Annotated in this window: 1 protein-coding gene; it reads left to right on the top strand. The window is 58.8% G+C overall.

Translation table 11 applies throughout. The features are described 5' to 3' along the window. Positions 1-296, top strand: a 296-nt coding sequence (locus ACTHSP_RS23565) for a toprim domain-containing protein (RefSeq protein ID WP_440347182.1), incomplete at both ends; no start/stop codon positions are given.

Here is a 296-nt window from a genome sequence, read left to right as displayed (position 1 = left end):
CGCGAAGCCGCCCGCAAAGCACGCGAAATTACCCGCCGCAAAGGCGTGATGGACGGTTTGGGCCTGCCGGGCAAACTGGCCGACTGCCAAGAAAAAGACCCTGCCCTGTCCGAACTCTACCTCGTCGAGGGCGACTCCGCAGGCGGTTCCGCCATGCAAGGCCGCGACCGCAAATTCCAAGCGATCTTGCCGCTCAAAGGTAAAATTTTGAACGTCGAGAAAGCACGTTTTGAAAAAATGCTGGCCAGCCAAGAAGTCGCCACGCTGATTACCGCTTTGGGCGCAGGCATCGGCAA

It is taken from the genome of Neisseria sp. P0001.S005 (assembly GCF_051963715.1).
Note: the sequence above shows the minus strand (reverse complement) of the source record. Positions and strands in the feature narration are given on the sequence as shown.